Source organism: Curtobacterium sp. VKM Ac-2852 (assembly GCF_013205045.1).
Taxonomy (GTDB): Bacteria; Actinomycetota; Actinomycetes; order Actinomycetales; family Microbacteriaceae; genus Curtobacterium; species Curtobacterium flaccumfaciens.
In genome coordinates, this window is the sequence record NZ_JABMLI010000007.1 from 4,331 (window position 1) to 5,473 (window position 1,143).

1 rRNA gene (running past one end of the window) is annotated in these 1,143 nt (G+C 54.4%); it reads left to right on the forward strand.

The features are described 5' to 3' along the window. A 23S ribosomal RNA gene (locus HQQ79_RS18445) occupies positions 1-1,034 on the forward strand (it extends 2,193 nt beyond the left edge of the window). Positions 1,035-1,143: the final 109 nt, after the last annotated feature.

Genomic DNA, 1,143 nt, shown 5'->3' on the forward strand with positions numbered 1-1,143 from the left:
GGGCGAAGCTCTGAATTTAAGCCCCAGTAAACGGCGGTGGTAACTATAACCATCCTAAGGTAGCGAAATTCCTTGTCGGGTAAGTTCCGACCTGCACGAATGGCGTAACGACTTCCCAGCTGTCTCAACCGCGAACTCGGCGAAATTGCACTACGAGTAAAGATGCTCGTTACGCGCAGCAGGACGGAAAGACCCCGTGACCTTTACTACAGTTTGGTATTGGTGTTCGGAGTGGCTTGTGTAGGATAGGTGGGAGACTGTGAAGCGGGCACGCTAGTGTTCGTGGAGTCATTGTTGAAATACCACTCTGGTCACTTTGGATGTCTAACGTAGGACCCTGATCGGGTTCATGGACAGTGCCTGATGGGTAGTTTAACTGGGGCGGTTGCCTCCCAAAGAGTAACGGAGGCGCCCAAAGGTTCCCTCAACCTGGTTGGCAATCAGGTGGCGAGTGTAAGTGCACAAGGGAGCTTGACTGTGAGACTGACAGGTCGAGCAGGGACGAAAGTCGGGACTAGTGATCCGGCAGTGGCTTGTGGAAGCGCTGTCGCTCAACGGATAAAAGGTACCTCGGGGATAACAGGCTGATCTTGCCCAAGAGTCCATATCGACGGCATGGTTTGGCACCTCGATGTCGGCTCGTCGCATCCTGGGGCTGGAGTAGGTCCCAAGGGTTGGGCTGTTCGCCCATTAAAGCGGTACGCGAGCTGGGTTTAGAACGTCGTGAGACAGTTCGGTCCCTATCCGCTGCGCGCGTTGGAAATTTGAGAAGATCTATCCCTAGTACGAGAGGACCGGGATGGACGAACCTCTGGTGTGTCAGTTGTTCTGCCAAGGGCACCGCTGATTAGCTACGTTCGGACCGGATAACCGCTGAAAGCATCTAAGCGGGAAGCCGTCTTCGAGATGAGATTTCCATGCACCTTGAGTGTGAGAGGCTCCCAGCAGACTACTGGGTTGATAGGCCGGATGTGGAAGCGGGGACTAACGACCCGTGGAGCTGACCGGTACTAATAAGCCGAAGACTTGATAACACACTGATTTCCGTGCACTTGTTGCACGGGCTCGCGTCCACTTTGTGGTTCCCGACAGACGATCGGGAATCGAAACTGAATACACCGCTCTGTCTCCTTCACGGGAGAC